This is a genomic window from Chryseomicrobium sp. FSL W7-1435, assembly GCF_038595005.1.
In the GTDB taxonomy this organism is placed as follows: Bacteria; Bacillota; Bacilli; order Bacillales_A; family Planococcaceae; genus Chryseomicrobium.
The window spans coordinates 1,707,806-1,732,145 of the sequence record NZ_CP151997.1; the positions used below are offsets into that span (position 1 = coordinate 1,707,806).

General features: G+C 40.2%; 23 protein-coding genes. 7 read left to right on the forward strand and 16 right to left on the reverse strand.

The genetic code is table 11. The features are described 5' to 3' along the window. Positions 1 to 2: 2 nt before the first annotated feature. Entirely contained in the window at positions 3 to 1,205 is a 1,203-nt protein-coding gene (locus MKY84_RS08665; protein ID WP_342525568.1) for an AI-2E family transporter, read from the reverse strand. Positions 1,206 to 1,216: 11 nt separating this feature from the next. Continuing rightward, entirely contained in the window at positions 1,217 to 2,143 is a 927-nt protein-coding gene (locus MKY84_RS08670; RefSeq protein WP_342525569.1) for an LCP family protein, read from the reverse strand. Positions 2,144 to 2,251: 108 nt separating this feature from the next. Here MKY84_RS08670 and msrA point away from each other — a divergent pair, with 108 nt between their 5' ends. After that, on the forward strand, positions 2,252 to 2,767 hold the full coding sequence (gene msrA, locus MKY84_RS08675) for a peptide-methionine (S)-S-oxide reductase MsrA (protein ID WP_342525571.1): 516 nt from the start codon (positions 2,252 to 2,254) through the stop codon (positions 2,765 to 2,767). Between the two features lie 57 nt (positions 2,768 to 2,824). Continuing rightward, a complete protein-coding gene (locus MKY84_RS08680; protein WP_342525572.1) occupies positions 2,825 to 4,438 on the forward strand; it encodes an ATP-binding cassette domain-containing protein in 1,614 nt (537 codons plus the stop codon). A gap of 95 nt (positions 4,439 to 4,533) precedes the next feature. Here MKY84_RS08680 and MKY84_RS08685 read toward each other — a convergent pair whose 3' ends face one another. Then, positions 4,534 to 4,995: a DUF1232 domain-containing protein gene (locus MKY84_RS08685; RefSeq protein WP_342525573.1), complete on the reverse strand. Its 462-nt coding sequence runs from the start codon at positions 4,993 to 4,995 to the stop codon at positions 4,534 to 4,536. Positions 4,996 to 5,090: 95 nt separating this feature from the next. On the opposite strand from MKY84_RS08685, the gene MKY84_RS08690 reads away from it, so the two are divergent. Beyond that, positions 5,091 to 5,756 carry a hypothetical protein gene (locus tag MKY84_RS08690; protein ID WP_342525574.1) on the forward strand — a complete coding sequence of 222 codons (666 nt, stop codon included), beginning with the start codon at positions 5,091 to 5,093 and terminating at the stop codon, positions 5,754 to 5,756. Between the two features lie 39 nt (positions 5,757 to 5,795). On the opposite strand, the gene MKY84_RS08695 is transcribed toward MKY84_RS08690, so the two are convergent. Together MKY84_RS08695 and MKY84_RS08700 are read right to left on the reverse strand one after the other, a co-directional pair. Further along, entirely contained in the window at positions 5,796 to 5,996 is a 201-nt protein-coding gene (locus MKY84_RS08695; protein WP_342525576.1) for a cold-shock protein, read from the reverse strand. Positions 5,997 to 6,185: 189 nt separating this feature from the next. Continuing rightward, entirely contained in the window at positions 6,186 to 6,467 is a 282-nt protein-coding gene (locus tag MKY84_RS08700; RefSeq protein ID WP_342525578.1) for a DUF1033 family protein, read from the reverse strand. 153 nt (positions 6,468 to 6,620) lie between these two features. On the opposite strand from MKY84_RS08700, the gene MKY84_RS08705 reads away from it, so the two are divergent. Both MKY84_RS08705 and MKY84_RS08710 read left to right on the forward strand, forming a co-directional pair. Beyond that, positions 6,621 to 7,295 (forward strand): 5-bromo-4-chloroindolyl phosphate hydrolysis family protein, encoded by a 675-nt coding sequence (locus MKY84_RS08705; RefSeq protein ID WP_342525579.1) that lies wholly within the window; start codon positions 6,621 to 6,623, stop codon positions 7,293 to 7,295. After that, entirely contained in the window at positions 7,258 to 8,427 is a 1,170-nt protein-coding gene (locus tag MKY84_RS08710) for a toxic anion resistance protein (protein ID WP_342525581.1), read from the forward strand. Before MKY84_RS08705 ends, MKY84_RS08710 begins: the two co-directional genes overlap by 38 nt. Positions 8,428 to 8,473: 46 nt before the next feature. On the opposite strand, the gene MKY84_RS08715 is transcribed toward MKY84_RS08710, so the two are convergent. From MKY84_RS08715 to MKY84_RS08745, 7 genes are all read right to left on the reverse strand, one after another. Further along, a complete protein-coding gene (locus MKY84_RS08715) occupies positions 8,474 to 10,324 on the reverse strand; it encodes a hypothetical protein (protein ID WP_342525583.1) in 1,851 nt (616 codons plus the stop codon). Then, positions 10,324 to 11,184, reverse strand: coding sequence for a MoxR family ATPase (locus MKY84_RS08720; RefSeq protein WP_342525585.1), 861 nt, complete (start codon positions 11,182 to 11,184; stop codon positions 10,324 to 10,326). Before MKY84_RS08720 ends, MKY84_RS08715 begins: the two co-directional genes overlap by 1 nt. Before the next feature lie 43 nt (positions 11,185 to 11,227). Then, a complete protein-coding gene (locus MKY84_RS08725) occupies positions 11,228 to 11,425 on the reverse strand; it encodes a DUF6501 family protein (protein ID WP_342525587.1) in 198 nt (65 codons plus the stop codon). A 54-nt stretch (positions 11,426 to 11,479) separates the two neighbouring features. Further along, positions 11,480 to 12,721, reverse strand: coding sequence for a 2-oxoglutarate dehydrogenase complex dihydrolipoyllysine-residue succinyltransferase (gene odhB / locus MKY84_RS08730; RefSeq protein ID WP_342525588.1), 1,242 nt, complete (start codon positions 12,719 to 12,721; stop codon positions 11,480 to 11,482). 22 nt (positions 12,722 to 12,743) lie between these two features. Continuing rightward, positions 12,744 to 15,536 (reverse strand): 2-oxoglutarate dehydrogenase E1 component, encoded by a 2,793-nt coding sequence (locus MKY84_RS08735; protein WP_342525590.1) that lies wholly within the window; start codon positions 15,534 to 15,536, stop codon positions 12,744 to 12,746. Positions 15,537 to 15,733: 197 nt separating this feature from the next. After that, positions 15,734 to 17,098, reverse strand: a complete 1,365-nt coding sequence (locus tag MKY84_RS08740) for a HAMP domain-containing histidine kinase (protein WP_342525591.1) — start codon at positions 17,096 to 17,098, stop codon at positions 15,734 to 15,736. Continuing rightward, positions 17,082 to 17,747 carry a response regulator transcription factor gene (locus tag MKY84_RS08745; protein WP_342525592.1) on the reverse strand — a complete coding sequence of 222 codons (666 nt, stop codon included), beginning with the start codon at positions 17,745 to 17,747 and terminating at the stop codon, positions 17,082 to 17,084. The genes MKY84_RS08740 and MKY84_RS08745 overlap by 17 nt, the downstream gene beginning before the upstream one ends. 286 nt (positions 17,748 to 18,033) lie before the next feature. Between MKY84_RS08745 and MKY84_RS08750 the strand changes: the two genes are divergently transcribed. Further along, positions 18,034 to 18,579 (forward strand): GNAT family protein, encoded by a 546-nt coding sequence (locus tag MKY84_RS08750; RefSeq protein ID WP_342525593.1) that lies wholly within the window; start codon positions 18,034 to 18,036, stop codon positions 18,577 to 18,579. Positions 18,580 to 18,631: 52 nt separating this feature from the next. On the opposite strand, the gene MKY84_RS08755 is transcribed toward MKY84_RS08750, so the two are convergent. Continuing rightward, positions 18,632 to 19,699 (reverse strand): undecaprenyldiphospho-muramoylpentapeptide beta-N-acetylglucosaminyltransferase, encoded by a 1,068-nt coding sequence (locus tag MKY84_RS08755; RefSeq protein ID WP_342525595.1) that lies wholly within the window; start codon positions 19,697 to 19,699, stop codon positions 18,632 to 18,634. Positions 19,700 to 19,789: 90 nt separating this feature from the next. Between MKY84_RS08755 and MKY84_RS08760 the strand changes: the two genes are divergently transcribed. Beyond that, complete coding sequence (locus tag MKY84_RS08760) at positions 19,790 to 21,100, forward strand: MATE family efflux transporter (protein WP_342528873.1); 1,311 nt, start codon at positions 19,790 to 19,792, stop codon at positions 21,098 to 21,100. 15 nt (positions 21,101 to 21,115) lie between these two features. Here MKY84_RS08760 and MKY84_RS08765 read toward each other — a convergent pair whose 3' ends face one another. The 3 genes from MKY84_RS08765 to MKY84_RS08775 are packed head-to-tail and all read right to left on the reverse strand — an operon-like array spanning position 21,116 to position 24,288. Further along, positions 21,116 to 22,186: a Ger(x)C family spore germination C-terminal domain-containing protein gene (locus MKY84_RS08765; RefSeq protein WP_342525597.1), complete on the reverse strand. Its 1,071-nt coding sequence runs from the start codon at positions 22,184 to 22,186 to the stop codon at positions 21,116 to 21,118. After that, the gene (locus tag MKY84_RS08770) at positions 22,176 to 23,213 is read right to left on the reverse strand and encodes a GerAB/ArcD/ProY family transporter (protein WP_342525599.1); all 1,038 of its coding nucleotides are present in this window, start codon (positions 23,211 to 23,213) and stop codon (positions 22,176 to 22,178) included. The genes MKY84_RS08765 and MKY84_RS08770 overlap by 11 nt, the downstream gene beginning before the upstream one ends. Then, positions 23,200 to 24,288 (reverse strand): spore germination protein, encoded by a 1,089-nt coding sequence (locus MKY84_RS08775; protein ID WP_342525601.1) that lies wholly within the window; start codon positions 24,286 to 24,288, stop codon positions 23,200 to 23,202. Before MKY84_RS08775 ends, MKY84_RS08770 begins: the two co-directional genes overlap by 14 nt. Positions 24,289 to 24,340: the final 52 nt, after the last annotated feature.

Below are 24,340 nucleotides of genomic sequence, written 5' to 3' on the forward strand. Positions count from 1 at the left end.
ACTTACTCCACCTTATTTGTTTTCGAAATGTATTCGTAATGTTGCTCAACTGTCGGCTCATAACGATTATAACGCATTTTAAAGAGTCGGAAAAAGTGAGTAACAATTACTTTAACTATAGCATATCCAGGAATCCCAAGGATAACACCAGGCACTCCAAATAGGGATCCAGCTGTTACTAGCACAAATATGATGGTAATTGGGTGAATATGCAACGTCTTGCCCATTATTTGTGGAGAGATGAATTTCCCTTCAACAAGTTGAACAACCGTCCAAACAGCTGCAAGCTTCAATAGCATGAATGGCGATTGGACTAATGCAATGATTACAGCCGGTGTAATTGCAATGACTGGCCCTAGATAAGGCACTACACTCGTCACCATCGCGATAGCTCCTAGTAAGACTGGGTAAGGCATTTGAATAATACTGAACCCTATGAACACCATAAAACCGATTGTTGCTGATACGAGTAACTGACCCTGTATGTATGAACTGATTTGGCGATCAATGTCCGTAAAGACTTGTGCCGTCTCTACACGCATACGTGGTGGTAATAATCGTAGTACATACTGTGGTAGTTTTTCTCCGTCTTTCAAAAGATAGAATAAAATAAACGGCACTGTGACGATTGCCAAGATGAAGCTAGTGATAGCACCGATAAAAGAGGTGATCCCTGTAGCTACTCGCGTAAATGTGTCTTGGAAGAACATCGCGAGTTGACTAGGTAAATCTTGAATCCTTTCGTTTATATCCGTTTCGATTGTACTGTAAAAACCAGAGAATATTGACGTTTGAAGCCACAGAGTTGTGTTATTAATAAGCTGCGAGAAATCCTCTGGGAAGTTTTCGATAAAGCGAATCGTCTGCTCTTTTAAAAATGGAAATACGAGAAAGACCAGTAATGTAATCAAGCCAATAATAGCTATAAACAAAATTAAAATTCCCCAAATACGGGGGATGCGCATCTTCTCTAGTAAACGTAGCACCGGTCGTAGCAAGTAATACAAAATGGTTGCTATTATGATAGGTAGAACAACATTTCCTAAAAAGACCGTTAATGGATTGAACACAAATGACACGAGGTCAAAAATAAAGATTGTCAAACCAATCAAAACTAAAAGAATTAGTGCGAATATTGTATTCTTGCCACCTAGAAACTGAATAAAACGTGTTTCAAAAAATCCTGGCTTTTTTTCATCAAACATCTTCATTCCTCCTACTTGAGAAAATCAGAGATGGCTGTCCGTGCTGCTTCTTGATCAATTTCAATCACACTTCCCGCGTGGCTGTATGAATTGTAGCGATAGGCGCCTTCTTGTGGAATTGTCAATCGCTCGACTTCAAGGCTGCCCCCTGTGATGACATCAAGAAGATAGTTCAGTTTCTCTCTACTTTCAATATCCGTTTGAATATACCCATTTAACGCGCCAGCAAACTTTGGTAAACGATGAATAGTCGATACAGATGTCATTTCATTTGATAAAGCTTCAATGACCACTTGCTGACGACGAACGCGGCCAAAGTCACCTTCTTCATCTTTGCGGAATCTTGCATATCCTAACAGTTCTTGACCATTCAATTGGTGGACACCCTGTTTGAGCTCTACACCAATTTCTTCTGACATATCTTTTTCAACATCGATTTCAATACCACTAGGAGCCACGATGTCGACCATTGTCTCAAAACTTGTGAAATCAATAAGTGCATAGTGATGAAGTGGTACTCCGAACATTCCCTCTACTGTTTGACGAGTAAGTTCAGCCCCTCCTAGGTAATAGGCAGTATTCAATTTGTACGATTGATAACCTGGAATTGTTGCGTATATATCTCTCATGAGCGATACAAGCCGTACATCGTTTGTCTCAGGATCCCAGGATGCAATCATCATCGTATCGGTTCTTGCCTGTTCTTCTCCTCGACTATCTACCCCTAATAGCAAAACATTCATTCGGCCATCTGTGTACTCTGTGCCCTCAAACGTTTCAGATGCAGCAGCTCCATCTGCTAGTTGAGTTCCTTGCCAATAACTAAACACTCCATAAGCGATGACAGCAAGCACTGCTACTACAACTAAACGCAGAATAGTTTTCAGTGGAGAGCGTCGTCTTCTCTTGGCTCTTCTTTCTGATCGCAATTCATCCATAAAACTACCCCTTTCTATCTTTATCATAACGTATAAAAGCCCAACTAGTTTCATAGTTTGACAAGAAGTGATAGAATTTTTTCAGCAACTACTATCGGAGGCGATGAAATGGAAAAAGCAACATTTGCGGGCGGCTGTTTTTGGTGTATGGTTAAGCCCTTTGACACATTCGAAGGAATTCATAAAGTAACGTCTGGCTATATGGGGGGGCACGTGGATAACCCTAGCTATGAACAAGTGAAAACAGGAACAAGTGGTCATTTAGAGGTCGTGGAGATTGAATTTGATCCTGCCTTATTCCCGTACTCACAACTGCTTGAGATTTTCTGGCAACAGATCGATCCAACTGATGATGAAGGTCAGTTCCAGGACCGTGGAGATCAATACCGTACAGCTATTTTCTACTACACAGATGAACAACGTGAGCAAGCTGAACTAGAGAAGACAAAATTACAGGACAGTCAAAAGTTTGCTAAACCGATTGTCACGCGCATCCTCCCTGCCACGACATTTTATCCGGCAGAAGAATACCATCAAGATTTCTACAAAAAAGATCCTGAACACTACCAGCAAGACCTTGCACAATCAGGCCGTGTTGAATTCATCGAAAAGAACTGGAAGTGACTTTTTACAAATTCATGGTATAATGAAATGATTGTGTTTACAGGAGGGTATAAATAAATGATTCAAGTTAGTGAAGTTAGTTTACGTTTTGGTGATCGTAAGCTTTTTGAAGATGTTAATATTAAATTTACTGCAGGTAACTGTTACGGGTTGATTGGTGCCAATGGTGCTGGTAAATCAACGTTTATTAAAATTTTGTCTGGTGACATCGAGCCTCAAGAAGGCCATGTATCTATGGGGAAAGATGAGCGTCTAGCTGTCTTAAAGCAAGATCACTTTGCCTATGAAGGCCATGAAGTCTTAGAGACTGTTATCATGGGTCACAAACGTTTATTTGAAGTAATGAACGAAAAGAATGCGATTTACATGAAAGAAGATTTCTCTGATGAAGATGGTATGCGAGCAGCTGAACTTGAAGGTGAATTTGCCGACATGAACGGTTGGGAAGCAGAATCTGAAGCAGCAATTTTATTACAAGGTCTTGGTATCTCTGAAGATTTACATGCCAAGAAAATGAGCGATTTAAACGGTTCTGACAAAGTGAAGGTTCTATTAGCCCAAGCGCTATTCGGCAAACCTGATGTCCTTTTACTCGATGAGCCGACTAACCATTTGGACTTAAAAGCCATTCAGTGGTTGGAAGAATTCTTAATCAACTTTGAAAACACGGTTATTGTAGTATCCCATGACCGTCACTTCTTAAATAAAGTGTGTACGCATATTGCTGATTTAGACTTCGGAAAAATTCAAGTCTACGTCGGGAACTATGATTTCTGGTACGAGTCAAGTCAACTTGCACTGAAAATGGCGCAAGATCAGAACAAGAAAAAAGAAGAGAAAATTAAAGAGCTTCAAGCATTCGTTGCACGATTCAGTGCCAATGCATCTAAATCTAAACAAGCCACTTCTCGTAAGAAAACGCTTGAAAAGATTGAACTCGATGATATTCGCCCGTCTTCTCGTAAATATCCATACGTAAACTTCTCTATGAAACGCGATATCGGGAATGATGTACTTCAGATTTCTGGTCTAACACACAAAGTAGATGGACATACGTTACTAAACGATGTGCACTTTATGTTAAATAAAGACGACAAGATCGTCCTACTTGGTGATGAGCTTGCAAAATCGGCTTTACTTCGCATATTAGCTGAAGAAGAACAGCCAACTAGCGGTTCTGGTTCTGTTCGCTGGGGCGTGACAACAACACGTGCCTACTTCCCTATTGATAACGCGCGTTATTTTGAAGGCAGTGAAAACTCACTGGTTGATTGGTTACGTCAATATTCTCCTGATGATGAAAGCGAAACTTTCTTACGCGGCTTCCTAGGACGCATGTTGTTCTCTGGTGAAGAGGTTAAGAAAAAGCCTTCTGTATTATCAGGTGGAGAAAAAGTACGTTGTATGCTATCTAAAATGATGTTATCTGAATCAAACGTCTTACTTTTAGATGAGCCTACCAATCACTTGGACCTTGAATCGATTCAAGCCTTGAATAATGGGTTGATTGTCTTTAAAGGCGCTATGATGTTCACCTCTCATGATCATCAATTCATCCAAACGATTGCGAATCGTGTAATTGAAATCTTGCCGGACGGATCTATTTTAGATAAGCAACTTTCTTATGATGAGTATCTAGAATGGAAAGAACAGCAAGCTGTCACGAATTAAGAAATGAATTAGAAAAAAAAAATAACAGTAGATTCTCTGGAGTATTCTAGAGAATCTACTGTTTTCTTTTTATTGAGTTCTGTTTTAAGCCTCTATTACATTGGTGAACGTTTCATAAATTGTCCGATTAATGATTTCGTCGGGAATTTACCGAGTATGGACTCTCCACTAGCAGTTAACTTTTTCAACGTGTCTAGTAGTCTGTCATCGCCTGCCCAATGATCTTCTAACACTTCTGGAGTCAATCGATTCACAAGTAGGTTGAGGACAAATGTGGCAATGATCAGGTCATCAACAAAACCTCCTGGACCTGTTAACAGTTCAGGAATGAAATCTACTGGTGCGACGAAATAAGCAATACCGCTCCCTAGCAAGGCTTTACTCTTAAAATCTATGCGCGGATCAGTAAGTGATTTCACCATTAAATGAAAAATATCTGGTGCAAATAATAGGTACGAACTAACTTTTGTAATTCCTTTTTTTTCTAAGTAACTCGTGATAGACTTACGTAAACGCTCATAAAAATCTAATTGCTGCTGCATTTCTGGTGGTTGCATGGTCAATTCCTCCCTTTGTAGTAGTATACCAATTTTCAAGCTGATTGAAACTTATTGCCAACTGCTTCGTCTAATCGTCAAAGGAGGTCACCACTTTGAAATCCTATTCCATATTACTAGTAGTTCTTTTAGCTGCCTGTTCACCACTGCAATCATCTACAGAAACGACAGAAACCACAACATCACCGACTGATTCACCAACTACCAATCAACCTTCGTCTCCACAACAAGAGGTCGTAGAAGAGCAACCAGACCTTCATACGTATTTCATGCCGAATCAAAGTGCTGCCACATTTGAGGGAATGGGAAATGAATATGCAACCTATACTTTGAACACGCAACATCTTTATGAAAATTATATTGGTACGCTTGAAGATAACGGAGGCACGGTGGTACAGCGAATCTACCGCATCGAGGATACACGCATCGTTAAAATTTTCGAAGAAGCGGAAGCCTATGACGCCGACTTCCCTCCTCTAACTGAATTAGAGGCAATGCCTGAGCTCGAGACTTATCTGTCCCTTCCATTTGAAGAAGGAAATGAATTTAATGGGTGGACGATCACAGAAACAAGTGGCATGCTGACCACTCCTTATCAGACATTTGAGAATGTCATCACACTTACACGTGAAGGTGAAGATCAATCAACTATTGAAAGACATTTCGTAGAGGGATTTGGAGAAGTAAAACGAGTATTTCGTATGCCAGCTGGCGAGAGTGAAGAATTTGAAGTCACCTCTAGCTTATTATCTATCGACTAAAAAAAGCATGACCAGTGACGGTCATGCTTTTTTGTGTTCTTATAGTTTTGATACATTAGCTGCTTGAGGTCCGCGGTTGCCTTCTACTACTTCAAATTCTACAGCTTGCCCTTCATCCAGTGATTTGAATCCTTCACCTGTGATAGCTGAGAAATGTACAAATACATCATTCTCTCCTTCGATTTCGATGAATCCGAAGCCTTTTTCTGCATTGAACCATTTTACTGTACCTTGTTTCATCTGTAAAACCTCCAAAAAATATAGTGAATATGCGAAAAGAAAAAATTCACATATCCGATGAAGTACCGATGCGTTCACCGATCACTACATAGGATATGTGAATTAGTACACGTCAGTTCGCTTTAATTTGTTATTTAAATTATACCAGCTCCACCTGCTCAGTCAACAACCAAAAACTGAGTAGAGCAACTATTCTGGTTGTTCTGTGAAAACAAACAATCCATGATACAGTTGAAGATTTTCTTCACAATCTTCACAATAACAGACTTCTTTTCCATCCCAAAAAGCAAAGTAACCCTTTTTTTCTCGGGAAAAGGAATAGGTGTTAGTGAATTCTTCGACTTTATGTAAAAGAAAAGCATGGGCTTCAGATTCTGATGGGAAGGACCAGCTGTCAATAATTTGCGATGACCAGCCTTCAAAAAGATACCAAGGCTCATAATCAGCCTTCATATAAATTACACGATACATGCTTGTCCCTCCTTCCTCTACTCATTATGCTAAAAAGGCAGTGCGCTGTCGACTAAAGTGCTTGCAATTATTGCCGTTGAAACTGATACTAGGCATAAGAATGAAACTTTTCTTAATACAAAACGTATGTAAAAGTAGTGAAAGAGGTGCGCTATGAATTCTACTTACACAACTATTCGTCATTTACTCAATATCCCAATTAGCAGCTCTTCCTGGTTACTCTTATTAATTCCATTGGACGCAGGTCTTGCAATCAGTACCGCTGTTGCAGCAGGTTCCTACGCTGCGGCCAATTATTCGATTAAAGGTATTCAACGCTACCATGTTGTAAAAAAACATGGGTTAACTTGGACGGAGCTTCAACACATTTCTACACAAGTCGATGAGGCACAAGCCAAGATACGTGAGTTAAATCAATTTTATACTCGTGTTCGTTCATTCCGCTCCATTAAACAATTGATTGAGATGAATCGAGCAGCTAAACGAGTGGTCCAACTTGTGAAAGAAGAGCCAAAACGGTTTTACCTCGTTGAAAGTTTCTTCTACTCCCATATAGACAGTGCGCTGGAAATTACTAAAAAATATGCGCTACTTGTAAGACAGCCGAGTAAAGACGCTTCGACAAAAGTTGCCTTGATGGATGCGCGAGACATGATGGATGACATCAATGAACTTCTGCAACAAGATGTCAATGACGTCATTCGTCAAGACATCAGTCAGTTGCAACTTGAACTCGATTATGCAAAACAGCTCTCAAACCGATTACCGGAACCTAAAGGAGACGATGACAATGAGCACAGAACAAAGGAATACAACAAACCAAACTGATTATTTATTAGATGAATTATTAATGGAACCTGTTACTAAGTCCGAGGTCCCTTCTACTCAACAAGTAAAGCTACTTGATCGCTTAACAGAAGAAGAACAGGCGAAAGCAAAGCAATTAGCAACTCAGATACCTGTCGGCGACTATGAATCCATTTTGACGTACGGAGCAACTGCTCAAAACGAATTGACAAAGTTTTCACATCAAATGTTAGACCATGTTCAGAAAAAAGACATTGGGCCTGTTGGCGACATATTAGGCGATTTGATGAAGAAGTTAAATGAAATCAATCCTGAAGAGCTGAATCAAAAAGAGCGAAAAGGCATCCGCAAGCTATTTTCAAAAATGAATCGCTCGCTTCAAGAAGTGATGACTCGCTACCAAAAACTTAGCACACAAGTCGATCGAATCGGTATTCAATTAGAGCATTCTAAACGAGGATTAGTAGAAGATGTCCGTATGCTAGACAAGTTGTATGATCAGAACAAAAACTATTTTAAAGCATTGAATATCTATATTGCCGCAGCGGAATTAAAACGTGATGAAATTGTTAGTGTCACGATTCCTGCCCTTCGCCAGAAAGCTGAACAGTCAGATGATCAAATGGCTTTCCAAGAAGTGCATGACATGACGCAATTTGTGGACCGCTTGGAAAAGAGAATCTATGACTTGCAACTTTCACGTCAGATTACGATTCAGAGTGCGCCACAAATTCGGATGATTCAACAAACTAATCAGACACTGGCAGAAAAAATTCAGTCGTCTATCATGACTTCTATCCCCCTCTGGAAAAATCAGATTGCGATTGCTTTGACTTTAAATCGCCAACAGAAAGCTGTTTCCGCACAACGTCAAGTCACAGCGACGACAAACGATTTACTGTTGAAAAACTCTGAAATGCTGAAAGTGAATTCCATTGAAACCGCGAAGGAAAACGAACGTGGTATTGTGGAGATCGACACATTGAAAAAGACGCAAGAGAATTTATTGAGCACTATCGAAGAAACGTTACAGATCCAAGCAGATGGTCGCATGAAACGAAAAGCTGCGGAACTTGAGATTGCTCGAATGGAAGATGAATTGAAAAATCGCCTTCTGCAAATTCAAGAGCGTTCAGAGAATCGTGTTAACTAAAAATAACCCGCTACAGTCTTCATGACTGTAGCGGGTTTTGTTTTGCCTATACGGTTACTTGAATGAGTTGTTGCAGCATTCGTTTGAGTAAGCGGTGCGCTTCAGATGTAAATTGATCAATTGAATCAGTTGCAGCTGTTCGCTTGCCATATATCGTGGCAAACAACTGGCGCTGTTCTTCTGAGACGGGTGCGTCTGATAAAAATAGATGTAAAAAAGCAATCCCGCTTTTGGTCAAACCTTGAACGGCATCTGCAGTATCCACGATTCCTTGTTCTCGGTAGTCGAATGCAGAAGGTTCCCCATCGGAGAAATAGAGAAGAAATTTTTGTTGTTCTTTTCGAGCAAGCAAACTTTCAGCAGCAATTCGAAGCGCGTAGCCATCCCGGTTATCTTCATGGGCTTCCATAGCGTACACAGCGAATGCAGAGTCACTAAAATTCGTATAGTCATGAAGAATTTCAAAGTAATTAGGCTGATACGTATCTGTCGCATCATAGGCATCTTCATAATGTTGAACAATTTGATGCGGAATTCGCAGTTGCCTTAGGACATCATGCACATACAACACCGCAGCCTTTGTCTCTTCCAATTTGTCTTGCATAGAAGCAGAGCCGTCAACTAATAAATAAAACACAGCATCCAGTTCTTTACTTTGCTGACCATTCCGGTAGAAGAGACGCGGACGTTCCTCTAACCACAAAGGCAGTAAATTCTTTTGCAGTCTTCCTTTTACTAAGCCTGTTAGTTGCTCGTTTGTTTTTTTAGCTATTTCTTTTTGAAACAGTGTTACCAGTTGTTTTACATAAGGTGCTTGTTCTATCCGTTTTTTCACAATTTTTTGGAGATCCGTAGAGTCTTTGACTACTACATGATTCTCAATTTTTTCAACAGCTGCATGGATTTTTGGCAGGACCGACTTCGTCACTAAGTCAAAATCATAGTTTTCTTGTTGCCTAGCAGAAGATTTTCCTAAACCGATGGATGTCGGTTCATGATCATCTCTTCCCTCTTCGACTGCCCCGTCAGGATTAGCGAGATCACTATCACGGCCATGTTCAATTTCAAATCGTAAATGCATGCCCTGCTCGTCTTCATTCTCTTGGTGCCACATCTGCATCATCTCTTCAACAGACTCTTTTTCTTGGTCCGTACCTTTTATTTCTTTTTTGATGCCGCGGTGGTACGTAAAATTAGTAAATTCAGACCCTCGTAAAACAAGATGTTGAAAATGCCTCAACTGACAATCTGCGCGTAAATAGTCTTGCAGCTGATAACTTATCGCCAACGCCAAATCAATAGAATCTTGAGTAGAACGAAGTTGTCTTTGGGAACGGAGCAATGGCAGTAAAGGTGAAAACTCTTCTATATGTTCAATGGAAAGTGTTCCTTCATAAAGGGACAGTGCGATATAAAAGACAAGAGCATCCGACAAAAAAGAACGTTTTTGATAGGTGACCATCTGTTGGTGATAAAAAGGGATAGTCGCTTCCTGCCGAAGGGAGAACCACTTTTTAGTTCCTTTTCTAGTGGCCATTATTTGCTGAGAAAATCGAAATTCTTCTAGTAAAAAAACTAATTGTGTAAGTAACCCTTGTTGAGGATGATCGGCAAACTCTTCACGAAACTCTTGAAAATCTCTTAAACTAAAATTTTTATAAAATCCAAGTGTAAGTAGCAAGACATCTGTGATGCGACCAGCATGCTGCAACCGTGGTGCTCTATGACGCCAAAAGACACTGATAGCTACTGTTGCATCTGCAGGGTTTAGTTCTACAAGTTGACGCTCCGTTAAAGTAAACTCATTATGATTCATCCAGGCTCTAGCCAGTCGCTCAAAATGCAAGATTTGCTCCGTCTCGATCAGTTCATTGTTAAATCGAATAAAGCGTTCCATTACGCATCAATCCAAGAATCAATAATTTCGTGGACAAGTTGCTTTTCTTGTAGATCTCCCATCTTCTCAATCAACCCATAGCGATAGGCTCTAGTTAACGGCATATGATAAGACAGTTCAATCACATCGAATAATGAACGAATGGAAGCGGCTTCATCAGCTACACGGCCTTGTTCTGCGAGTTCCCTTAGTTCCTCAGTGATTGATAATACGATATCTACTTGGCTTACCTCATAGTCAGGATACGTGTTGACGACCAAATCTTTTAAAACGGCTCCTTGAATATAAGGGATTTGAAAAGAAACAAAACGATCTTTTAAAGCCTCATTCAAAGGAGCTGTACCCATATAGCCTTCGTTGATTGCCGCAATGACTCCAAAGTCTGGATGCGCGTGGATCACTTCACCCGTGAATGGATTGGTCAACATTTTTCGGTAATCTAAAATACCGTGTAAAATAGGCAACGTCTCGGCTTTAGCCATATTGATTTCATCAATATACAGAAGATGTCCCTGTTTCATCGCCTGGACTACCGGTCCTTCGATAAACTCGATGGCCGTTTGTCCTTTCTTCTGTACGATGGTTTTAAAACCAAGTAGTGCTTCTGCATCTAAATCAACCGATGTATTGATACTTTGCATGGGTTGGTGAAAATAAGCACTGATGGACTCTGCCAATTTCGTCTTTCCTGCCCCTGCTGGCCCTTTTAACAGCACAGGCTTCCCAAGTGCCACGGTAGTTTGAATATCCTCTAATAAGTGCTTTGTAGGGCTCACATAGCCGCCCTTTCGAATTCGGGAAGACTCTTCACCATACTGGCGGTGTGATCGTTGTTCCAGTTGTTGTTGTCGTATCGTCATCTTTTTGCCCCCTTATCTAAAAAAACCGATGGAAATCCATCGGTCATTCAAAATAACTCTTATAATAGCCACCGATTTTGCCAGTGTTGTCCACTACAAATACAAACTCTTCGGTTTCATTCTTTACTTCGTATTGCTTGCCGGCTGTTAACACGTTGCTCACTAAAAACTTTTCAGCCTCTGTGTGTTTGCATGTTACAGTGCGAAGTGTCGGCTTATCAGACCAATCTACATGTATCATCTTTATCCTCCTCTGTGAAAAAAAGATCCTGCAAGCGCAGGATCTCTATTGAACTTATGAGTTTAACAGTAAATCTTCTGGATTTTCAAGAAGCTCTTTTACTGTTTTTAAGAAGCCAACCGAATCTTTACCGTCAATAACGCGGTGATCATAAGAAAGTGCGATATACATCATTGGACGAATTTCAACATTTTCTCCAACAGCGATTGGACGTTTCTGGATAGTATGCATACCCAAGATTCCTACTTGTGTTCCGTTTAAGATTGGTGTAGACATTAACGATCCGAACACACCACCATTAGTGATAGTGAATGAACCGCCTGACATATCACCAAGAGTTAACTTGTTGTCACGTGCTTTTCCAGCAAGTTCACCAATGTTCGCTTCGATTTCTGCAAAGTTTTTACGATCTGCGTCACGAACGATAGGAACAACAAGTCCTCCTTCAGTCGATACAGCAATACCAATGTCGAAGAAGTTGTTCTTTACGATATAATCACCATCGATTTGCGCATTTACATATGGATACTTTTTAAGAGCAGCTACAACCGCTTTTGTGAAGAATGACATAAAGCCAAGGCGAACATCGTTTTGCTCAAAGAATTGATCTTTTTTGCGTGAACGAAGTGCCATCACATTTGTCATATCAATTTCATTAAACGTAGTTAACATAGCCGTGTTTTGTTTAACTTCTAATAAACGACTAGCAATTGTTTGACGACGACGACTCATTTTTTCACGTGTTGTACGACCATCATCTTCTTTTTCAGTTGCTTGTGGCTTTGCAGCTGGTGCAGATGGAGCAGCTGCAGGCTTTTGGCCGTGAGCAGATACGTCTTGTACACGTACGCGACCCATAGGATCGACTGGTGAAATATCACTTAAGTTAATTCCTTTTTCCCGTGCTAGCTTACGAGCAGCTGGTGAAGCGATTGTGCGCTCACCTGACTCTTCATGCTTTACTTCTTCTTTTACAGCTTCTTTAGCAGGTTCTTCTGCTTTAGGAGCTGCATTTTTCTCTGATTTAGGTGCTTCTTCTTTAGGTGCTGGTGCACTACCTTCTCCAGCGCCAACGCGTGCAATAACTTGCCCAACTTGAACTGTATCGCCTTCAGCAGCTAATAGTTCTTGAACAACACCTGCTTCTTCAGAGATGACTTCAACGTTCACTTTGTCTGTTTCAAGTTCAACGATGAATTCCCCTTTTTCTACTGTATCGCCTGGCTGCTTAAGCCATTGTGCGATGGTACCTTCTGTAATGGATTCTGCTAATTCTGGTACGATAATATCTGCCACGATTGTTTCCTCCTTGGACGATTTAGTTGTTCGAAACTGCTTCTTCTACGATACGTGCCTGTTCGATCTTGTAGGCTTCTCCGTCACCTTCTGCAGGACTTGAACGGTGTGTACGGCCTGTGTAAGAAATATCTAAGCCTTTGCCAAGTTCTAATAAGTAAGGAAGGGCAAAATGCCATGATCCCATGTTTTGTGGCTCTTCTTGAGCCCATACAAGCTTCTTAACGTTCGGGAAGCGAGCAATGATGGCAGCAATCTTCTGTTCAGGGAATGGATACAATTGTTCGACACGAACGATGTGTAAATGATCATAGCCTTCTCCAGAATCAATTTTATCTGCTAAATCAATTGCCAATTTACCATTAGCAAAGACAATTTTTGTTACACTTTCAGCATTCTTCCCTAAGTTAGGCTCTTCGATAATAGTTTCGAACTTTCCTGACGTCAATTGCTCTACATCTGCCCCTACTTTAGGGTGACGTAATAATGACTTAGGTGACACAATAATTAATGGTCGAATTGCCTCATCATGAAGCATTGCCGCTTGGCGTCGTAAAATATGGAAGTAGTTTGCTGCGCTTGATAGGTTAGCAACAGTCCAGTTGTTCTCTGCTGCTAACTGTAGGTAACGCTCGACACGTGCACTCGAGTGTTCTGGTCCTTGTCCTTCTGCAGCATGCGGAAGTAACATTACGAGACCAGATTTTAATCCCCATTTTGCGCGAGCAGAACTGATGAAATTGTCGAACATGACCTGGGCCATATTAGCAAAATCTCCATACTGCGCTTCCCAAATAGTTAATGCATTTGGATCCTCTAAGTTATAACCAAACTCGTAGCCAAGAATAGCTGCTTCTGTTAGCGGGCTATTGTGGACAACAAATGAAGCTTTCGCATCATTAATATGGTGAATCGGCATTAACTCTTTGCCGTTAGTCTCATCATGAAGAACTAAATGACGATGTGAGAATGTTCCGCGCTGTGCATCTTGACCAGTCAATCGAATGGATTGACCATCTTGGATAATAGATGCAAATGCTAATGTTTCTGCATGACCCCAATCGATTTTTCCTTTTCCAGCAAAAGGCTCTTCACGGCGTTTTAAAATACGCGCAAGCTTTTTAAATGGCGTAAAATCTTCTGGCCAAGATAAAAGATCTTCATTGATTGCTCGCAAACGATCTTCTTCTACACCTGATTCGTATTCCGGCATGCCATTTAACACAGCTTCTGGAATAACAATGTCATGTGCTTTTGATTCTGGTAATTCTTTTACGCGGTCATAAGCAGCTTGCATTTCAGCAAATGTCTTTTCATCCAATGACTTCACGTCATCCTCTGAAAGAACTCCTTCGCCTGCTAGCGACTTGCCATATAATTCACGTACAGTTGGGTGCTTATGAACAAGCTTATACATCTCTGGGTTTGTGACCATTGGTTCATCCATTTCGTTGTGACCATAACGGCGGTACCCAATCAAATCAATTACGATATCTTTGTTAAACTTCTGACGGTAAGCAAAAGCTAGTTCAGCAATGCGAATAACTTCTTCGGGCTGATCAGCATTTACATGGATGACAGGCACTTCGTATCCTTTAGCAGGATCACTAGAATAAAGCGTAGAACGCGAATCAAACTGTTCTGTCGTGAAGCCAATCAAGTTGTTAGCGATGACATGAATTGAGCCACCTGTTTGATAACCTGGCACACGGCTGTAGTTTAAAATCTCTGTGACTACCCCTTGACCTGGGAACGCTGCGTCACCATGCACAAGTACTGCAAATGCTTTCGCAGGATCTTGTTTTGGAAGTCCTGCTTCATCAGTTGTTTCTTGAGCTGCACGGACTTGGCCCGTGACAACTGGACTTACTACTTCAAGGTGAGAAGGATTGTAAGCAAGTTTCACTTTTAGACCTGACGGTGAATGGTAAGTAGCCCCATTGTGATATTTTACATCGCCATACCAACCTGTTGAATATTCTAAAGAACCATCTTCAGGAATAAATGCCTTATTCGGAACATGAGCAAAATCTGCAAACATCATTTCATAAGGTTTATTTAAGATGTGAGTAAGTACATTTAAACGCCCTCGGTGAGCCATCCCAATGTTTAACTGTTGTACATTTTCTTTATTGGACTGTTCGACTAGAGAATCAAACAACACCACTAAACTATCTAATCCTTCGATAGAGAAACGCTTAGCTCCGACAAACGTACGGTGAACGAACTTCTCAAAACCTTCGATATGAGTTAAACGAGAGAGAATAGTCTTTTTTTCCTCTGTAGACAATTTCTTAAGAGGAGTTGACTCAATTTGAGTTTGCAACCATTCGCGTTCTTCACGAGTGATAACATGCGCAAATTCAAAAGCTACTTTATTTGTATAGACCGACTTCAAATGGTCAATGGCTTGAGCACCATTTTGCACAGTTGAAGGTGCGTTTTGAACAAGCAAAGATACAGGTACCTTCTCGAGGTCCTGTTTAGTAAGTCCATAAAACTCTAATGAAATACGTTCTGTTTTCTTTTCACGGTTGTTGAGAGGGTAAATATCTGCCGCTTCATGACCATGAGTACGAATAGCATCTGCTAATTGGACCGCTTTAAGAACAATGTCCATTAAAGAATCATCTACTTGTACAGTAGATGACACAGATGATGAAGATTGATCTGCAGGTGGACCGTACTGTTCAAATAGAGCAGCAAGATCAGCATCTACGTTTTCAGGTGTTTCAAGATACAAATCATATTGTTCCATCACATACCCGAGGTTAGGACCTGAAAAAGCCACCCAGGGTGTAGTTGTTTTCGACATTTGAAAACCTCCAACTGTAGTTCCTATCAATAGTATATATATTCATAGTATCATTGATGCCGCCTTTATGAAAGCGAAGGGACATGAACGATTTTTCCATTTCAATCTTACTACTCTCAAGAAAAAATACAATGCTTTTTGTGAAATTAATCACGAAAAAGCACTCGCAAAATGCGAGCGCTTAACTGAATGATTATTCACTTGTCGTTTATTGGAAAATTCATAGTAAATCGACTTCCTTTTGCAAGTTGACTACTCACGAAAATGGAGCCCTTACTTCTCTCCAACACCTGTTTCACAATCGTCAAGCCAAGACCCGTTCCACCTAATTGTTTTGAACGTGCTGAATCGATTGTATAGAACGGTTCGAATATTTTTTCGAGCTGTTCTTCTGACATCCCTATGCCGTTGTCTTCTATTGTTAGCTGATAGGTATCGCCTATCACTCGACCATCAATCAAAAGCTCCGGCATATTTTCGTTATACCTAATTCCGTTTTCTAATAAGTTAAAGATCAATTGACGGAATAGACTATCTGAAAACCACAGTTTTATCGGTTGCAACTCGACAGCAATTTTAGCACTCGGATGAAGTTTATGAACTCGTTCAACCACTTCGAGTGTTTGCTCTTCAACATCAATTAGCTGTTTCGATAATTCGTCCGTTTTCGCCAGGGCGAGTATTGCCTCCATCATCTCTTTCATTCGCATCAGTTCTTGTTTCACCACCCCAATCGTCTCTTCCACTAATTGGGGGTCTTCTTTCCCCCACCGCGCTAACATGGAAATATTCCCTTCCATCGCTTGAATGGGACTTCGTAACTCATGAGAGATGTTCCCGATGAAGCGCTCTTGCATTTTATAAACGTCTTCTATTCGCAGAACCATTTTTTGATACTCAGCAGTAAGTTGTCCAATCTCATCTTGACCAGCATAAGAGATGGCTACTGTTTCATTTTGACCAGGAGTCGTGGACTGCATGGCTGTTTTCAGTTCAAAAAGCGGCTTTGTCAAGACAGACGAGAGAAAGTAGCCGGTTATCCCTGACAAGATCACAAAGAGGATTCCGAACAATAACATCGACCAGAGCAAATAAGCGAGCATACTCGTATAATTCTCTAAAGAATGTGCCATAGCGATATAGAGTGTTCCTGTACCGATTTCAAATTCTGTGACTTTATATAAAAGTTCTTCGTCATTGACAGTAATTTGTTGAAAGCTTTCCGTTACTCCTGAGAATGCTGGAAAGGGAGTTGCGGGATTGATTTGTAAAATTTCAATCCCATCTTGATTTAAAAGAACTGCACTTTGATTGCGCGAAAGGAATTGGTTGAGTAGGCCAGTATTGCGTTCAAAGTCTTGAATAGATAAACTCGGGCCTCTTGACTCCATATAGCTCTCCAGCTCTGTAAACGATAATTCCGCACTAGTCCGTTCATTCGCAAGAATCCACTGGCTTAAAGCCGTAAAGAGGACAAAGGCTAATAATATATAAGTTACTACCATGGCAGAGGCTGTCCAAAAAGACCATTTAGAACGAAGTGTTTTAGCTCTCCACTTCATACTTATACCCCACTCCTCGAACAGTTTGTAGCGCGTCAATTAAGTCCCGGGGAAGCTTTTTTCGGAGATGTCTAACATAGACATCGACAACATTTGTCTCTGCTTGGGCATCGAAGCCCCAGACGGCTTCAATAATCTGTGGACGTGTTAACACCCTCCCAGGATTTTTAGTGAAATACAACAATAAATCAAACTCAGTTTTTGTAAGTTCAATCTCTTCGCCATCAGCCACCACTTTACGAGCAGGCTCATCTATGGTTAACCGGGCATCTGTCGTAGCTACTTGTTTTTCGCTTCGCCTCAAGATAGCCCGTATTCTTGCCAATAGTTCTTCAATTGCAAATGGTTTTACGATATAATCGTCTGCCCCTGCCTCTAAGCCTGAAACTTTATCCATTACAGCATCACGTGCTGTGACAAGTAAAATAGGAACCTCGGATGATTTTCGAACTCTTCTCGTGAGTTCCAGTCCATTAAAGCCAGGGATCATGATGTCGATTAGTAGAACATCGAAATTATTTTGTAAAAATAATTCATACGCATCTCTTCCATCAGATGTGACCGTCACAGCAAACCCTTCATAATTTAATTCGAGCGATAAAAACCGAGCAATATTTTGTTCATCTTCTACAACTAAAATTTTTGTCATTTCCTTTCACCTCTTGCTTCCTCGTACCTAAATTCGTTACCTTAATCGTACGGATTTAGGTCCTGGGATTCAAGTTTTTATGTTCATAAACTTTTCACTTTTCAATTTAAAAAAAATAGAGTATATTTTTCTAGCAACATAAAATTATATAGTTTGATGAGGGAAGGCAAATGGTGCGCCACCAGCGATTGGTTCTAGTAGGTTCGATTCCTACCCCGAAATTTTTTATGCAGCACAAAATGAAAAATTTCAGGGACCGGTAGACCGGTTTAGGAGGAAGATTGAATTGCTAAAACGACGCGATTTACAAGACTGCCATGCTCTTTACGAGTTAATGTCTGACCCGTCTGTGATGAAATTTGTACGCCATAAGGCAGCATCTGCCGAGGAGTACCTCTTTAGTACAAAAATGTTAATTGAGGAAGAAGAGCAAGGAAGCATAATTTCTCGGACAATCTTAAGTGACTTTGGACAACCCATAGGTACAATCAATCTATTTGACGTACAACAAAGTGCAGGGTTCCTAGGAACATGGATCGGCACACCTTTTCAAGGCCTTGGCTATAACTCAAAAGCAAAAGAACAATTTTTGAGTGAATTGTTTTTTGAACTGTCTATTGAAAAAGTATTTATGCGCATTCGGAAAGTGAATGAGAAAAGTTTACGTGCTGCAAGTAAGCTGCCGTATTCAATTCTTGCAAATGACTTATATCCGAATCTATACAATGAGATCAACCGCGATCATGAAGTCTATGATTTATTCTGTATCACAAAAGACATGTTCTTGTTTACGATGCTTCAACAACAAAATCAAGAAGAACAAGCTATGTAATCAATTATAAAAAGCATTTTCTCTTGTTTGAAAGAGAAAATGCTTTTTATAATTATTTCCAATTATCTTCAAGTAAATCGACAAAATCACTTGGCTTAAGTGGTTGTTTTGCAGCCGCTTGCCGTGCTTTGATGGCATCTTGTTCGTTTACGAGTTTAATAAGTGCTTGAGTAAACTCTGTCGTCGTCAAGAGGTCCTCCTCTGTGACCACTGCGTATCCTTTTTGTGCAAAGTCATGCGCATTCTCTACTTGATCCCCTCGACTGGCTTTCTTAGAAAGTGGAATCAAGTACATTGGTTTTTGAAGAGCTAAAAATTCAAAGATCGCGTTGGAACCAGCTCGAGAGATGATGAAGTCACTAACTGCCAAATAGTCCGCCAGTTCATCTGTAACAAATTCAAAGATGCGATAATTTGGATGGGTCCATTCCTCTTCATGCACATGCCCTTTTCCTGCAAGGTGAATGATTTGGAACGTCTCAACTAGCTTTGAGCGAGTCTCACGAATCAATTGATTGATTTTTGCAGAGCCTTGACTCCCACCCATAATCAAAAGAACTGGGAGTGCATCCGTAAAGTTTAGGTTTTTGTAGCTTGCGTGTTTTGATCCTTGAAATAACTCTGGTCGAATTAGCGCGCCTACAGACTCACCTTTTCCTGGAAAGTGGTTAGCTGTTGTCTCAAACACAGTAAATACTTTCTTTGCGAAGCGTGAAGCAATTTTATTTGCAAGTCCAGGTGACATATCGGATTCATGAATGAAGAGTGGTTTATTGGTTAGTTTAGCAGCGAGTGCAAGGGGTACCGAAACGAACCCGCCCTTTGAAAAAATTGCATGAGGCTTATGACGTCGAATTAAACCCACCGCTTGTGCAATTCCTGCAACCACTTTAAATGGATCCTTCAAGTTTTCGATTGAGAGATAGCGGCGTAGCTTCCCGGTTGAAATTGCATGGAATGAAATGTGTGGATAATATTCTTGTAGTAATTCTTCTTCAATTCCACCCGCTTGACCGATGTAGTGAATAACATAGCCCCTTTTCTCCAGTTCTGGTATAATGGCTAAGTTTAAAGAAACATGACCAGCGGTTCCTCCGCCAGTTAAAAAAAGTGTTTTCATCTAGTATTGACCTCCAAGTTCATCTAAAAGGACGTGCACATTGTGGTAAAAAACTTACCGACTTACCTAAAAACGCTATCCATTATCGTTATGCCGATTTTAATCACGCAAGTATTTCTCTACTTGATGACTTTTTTTGATATCTTGATGACGAGTAAATATGATATCGAACATTTGGCTGGTGTGTCAATCGGATCTTCCCTATGGGTCCCTGTATATACAGGTCTTACAGGTATACTTATTAGTATAACGCCAATCGTAGCGCATTACATAGGTGGAAATAATAAACAGCAAGTAAAACCTTCTGTCCAACAAGGAATGATTGTAGCGATTGCGATGTCTTTACTCGTATATGTATTGATCTTCATTGCGGTAGAGCCAGTTGTCGACTTGATGAATGTCTCTGCCGTCGAGCGAGAGATTGCCATTGCTTATGTGAAGACGATCTCCATTGGATTGATTCCTCTTTTTTTATATAGTATATTACGAGGTTTTGTTGATGCTCTTGGATTAACCCGAGTTACAATGTTTATCACATTATTATCCGCGCCGATCAACATATTTTTAAACTACCTCTTTATTTTCGGGAAATTTGGTGCCCCGGAGCTTGGTGGTCAAGGTGCTGCTCTTGCCTCTGCCCTTACATACTGGCTTGTGTTATTTATAACGATAGGTTTGATCGTAACACTCCCTTCCATCAAAGAGTATCAGATTTTTAGTGGTTTCTCAGGTGTTCAAATAAAAAAGATTTGGACAATCATTGCAATGGGCGTTCCAATTGGACTTTCGATTTTTGCGGAAACGACGATTTTTTCAGCGGTTACATTGATGATGACTAATTACTCGACGGAGGTATTGTCTGCCCATCAAATTGCTCTTAACTTTACATCTCTTTTGTATATGATACCGTTATCGATTGCAATGGGTGCTACTATTGTTGTCGGTCAGTCGGTTGGAGCTAAGAAGTTTAACGAGGCCTCACATTATGCGTGGCTATCCGTTCTCTTAGCGATTGTTGTGAGTTTTGTATCGGCATCTATTCTCTTTTTCTTTCGCGAGCAGATATCGACTTTCTATACGGATGATGCCGTCGTAGTAGGATACGCTGTTCAGTTCTTAATATTTGCTGCTCTCTTCCAATTATCAGACGCGATTCAAGCACCCGTGCAAGGGGCTCTTCGAGGATATAAAGACGTTAAAGTCACATTCATCATGGCCATTATCTCCTACTGGGTCATTGGTTTACCTTTAGGTTACTTCCTAGCCACCACTACATCACTTGTCCAATATGGCTACTGGGTAGGATTGATTGCAGGATTGACCGCTGGAGCCATTACATTGTCTATACGATTACTCATTGTTCAGCGAACTCATTCACGTCAAAAAGCACACGCCAACTAGTGGCGTGTGCTTTTTTCAGTCCATGATTCCCCAATCTCGAACTTCTACTTCAAATAAGGTCTCTATAGGTAGGGATGTATAGGTATCAGACCAAGTTGAATTCGTAAACAGATTTTTATGGAAAGCTCTGTAATAACGACCGATTCCTAACCCATCATGAGATACTGTTTTCATCTGTTGGATTAATTCACTCGCTCGTACTTGCAAATCTTTCTCTATAGCACGCTCAATTTCATAACGAGTTGTTAGATTTTTAATCCTATCCGGGGAGTAATCTAAAATACTCACTGTTAATTTGTACTTAAGTTGAACAGAAGCAGGCTCAGTTATCACTTTCCGCTTTAGTGATTCAATTTCATAACTCAGCGCAACATCATTATAGAGGATTGATTCAATTGCTCTTTTCCCCAAATCATCTTTTAACATCTGCATGACAACCATTTCTTTCAAAGGAATCTTTTCACCTGTAAATTTGGTGTCATGAAATAGTGCAACTCCAGTAACTTTTGGGATTCCAGACTCTTTATCCATTTCTAGATACGGAAGCTGGAGGTCTATTCCAGAATCAAAAAGATACGTACAAGCGATTTGTAAGTCAATCAGTGGCAACTGGCTTGTTTCAGAAAGATGAACAACCATTTCATTATAGAGCGTGTTAATATTGTCATTAAATTCAGTTCCATATTCGATAAATGGAGTAGCAGGTCCCGAAGAAATAAGTAATGCAAGGCCAAGGCGATTTCGTACATCTCTGTAAAACGCATCAAGATACATATAAATGTCTTGTTCAGACGCTTGATCTTCAATAATTAACGCGGTAAGCATCGAGGTGTCAATCTGATTATGTGTGGAAGCGTCTGCTGCTAGTCGCGCATCATGAAACGATTTGCCCTTCACGTTGATCGTACGAGCTTCTTCAGTTTTTCTTTCAATGGCAGGCAGAGCAAAACTCACTTCAAGTTCATTGGGGGAGCCTGATATCCCTGCCATAGGAACATGGATTGTTTGATTAAAGTTCTGTTCATCCCAACAGCCTGATAATAAAAGCGCAACCACAATCAAACTGCCAATGGTTCTATGTTTCACGTGAGCGCCACCTTCCTCTTAACATAATGATAAAAGGTAGTACTAATGAAAAAATCAAACTTGTGTAGAGCATACCATCGTGAAGAATTCGAATTTCAAATCGAGAGATAAAAAAAGAAGTCACTATGCATACTAGTAATACGGGAAAAACTAATTTTTTAGTAGTCGGAATAGTCGTTGTTCCTGTTCGGAAAATTAAGAATCCGTATAAAATGACTGACACTATACTCCAACTAATCCACAAGTAAATGAAGATCAAATCGATTCGCTCAATAAACGTCACTTCTTGTGATTTTAGTAAATACATAAGTGCAAATGGGACTACTTTAATTTCCTCTAATGAAAAAAAGAGTAGTGTAAATAGAATAGATAAAGTTAAAAAAGAAGTGAAAACAGACATAAAAATAACAATGTCTTTAAGGACTATTTTTACTTTTCTCTCCAGATTCGGTTGTAAAAACAAGAGAGCTTCCATTCCAGTAAAGGCGCTTAACGACTGGAACGTTCCTGCAGCAGCTTCTTTCATATCAATTCCGCCTAATGGAAAAATGTTCAGCCAGACTAATTCCGACCAAGAAAGAAAAAGCGTACCGATCAAAAGCGTAAAGAATGGAGCTAACAATACTGGTAAATTAAGAACAACTGAAGCGTGTGCGGTTAATGCATAGATAAATACAACTGAAATACACAATAGAATTACCCAAGTTGGCGTCTCTTGAAATACCCAGAGTTGCGCGATGAAGACAATCTTGGTGAGAAAGACAAATACTAAAAAAGTCCAATAAAATTGAAACAGTAATTTTTCAAATCGAGTTGGATGAAAAAATCGCCTTCCCTTGATATACATCAAATAAATCAAACCATGTAAAATGCAAACTCCAATAAATAGCCACCATGCATGCTGATTACTGGCATTGATGACTCGAAATTGTAAATTGATAAAGGTTGTACCGGATTGGAGGACAAATAGAAACATAAAAATCTGTAGTTTTGTGACTGACCAAACTGCTTCATTAGTTTTGTTCATGTAAATACTGATCCTTTTGTAATTTATGTGGTTGCGAATGCGGTAATCGGAAGAATACTTGCCCTAATTTAGATGGCTCAAATGGTAACAAAGGTGTAAAAAATGGAGAGCCATAAGACGAGGATCTCATCATGTGTATAAAAATGAGTAAAGACCCGATAATTAGACCAAAAAATCCTAATAGTGATGCTGCTATCATAAGGGGAAAACGAATTACACGGAGTGCAGTGTTCATCTCGGTAGACGGAAGGACGAACGTAGCTAGCGTTGTAGAAGCAATAACAATAATCATTAAGTTAGAAGCAAGGCCTGCCGAAACAATCGCGTCCCCGATGACGAGACCACCTACAATACCAATCGTTTGACCAATAGGTCGTGGCAGTCGAATGCTTGATTCTCGTATCAATTCAATCATTAATTCGAGTAAGATAGCTTCAGAGATTGGTCGAAACGGAATATTAGAAACAGAATTTTTCACTTGTTGACTAAGAGATAACGGAAAGATTTCAAAATGAAAACTAATAATTGCAATGTAAAGGGCGGGTAAAAAAAGTGCAGTGAAGAAACTCCCTAATCGAAGCAGACGATAGAACGTACCAATCATGATTCGACCACTATAATCGTCCGGGGAGTCAAGAAATGAGAAGAGAGATACGGGACCGATAATCGCTGTCGGATCTCCTTCCGTCAAAACGATTATTTTGCCTTCTGCTAATGCAGCTAATACCCTATCAGGTCGCTCTGTTAATAGCAATTGAGGAAATAAGGCTTTATTTTGATCTTCTAACTCTTCTGCAAGTTGCCCTGCACTGAATACAAAAAGCGAATGTAAGTTTTGCAACCTATGGCGGACTAGGCGAACGGTCTCTCTGTCTATTTGATTCGATAAATAGACCATAGTAGTAGTGGTTTTTTTTAAATCATCGTGATGAACATCTTCCATCACCAAAAATGAATTTCTCATTTTTGCTTGAATCAATTTTTTATTTGTATCGAGAGATTCGACAAAACCATCATGTGATCCTCTTACTACATATTCTGTGTCTACTGGACTAACGTTGCGTTGAACGTCCACGATAATCACCTCTTGTCAGCATTTTTACCCAATCACCTCTTTTTTATACAAA